The following is a 224-nucleotide window of genomic DNA, read 5'->3' as shown; positions in this document are numbered from 1 at the left end:
ACCGACACAGGTGGTCAGGTAGAGAATACCAAGGCGCTTGAGAGAACTCGGGTGAAGGAACTAGGCAAAATGGTGCCGTAACTTCGGGAGAAGGCACGCTGGCGCGTAGGTGAAGGGACTTGCTCCCCGAGCCGAAGCCAGTCGAAGATACCAGCTGGCTGCAACTGTTTATTAAAAACACAGCACTGTGCAAACACGAAAGTGGACGTATACGGTGTGACGCC

The 224-nt window shown here is 54.0% G+C and carries 1 rRNA gene; it reads left to right on the top strand.

The features are described from left to right. A 23S ribosomal RNA gene (locus tag WFL93_RS24335) occupies positions 1-224 on the top strand; the annotation flags it as partial.

Origin of the sequence: Pantoea sp. USHLN256 (genome assembly GCF_037149875.1) — a bacterium.
GTDB classification, from domain to species: domain Bacteria; phylum Pseudomonadota; class Gammaproteobacteria; order Enterobacterales; family Enterobacteriaceae; genus Pantoea; species Pantoea nemavictus.
This window is presented reverse-complemented; position numbering and strand designations above follow the sequence as displayed.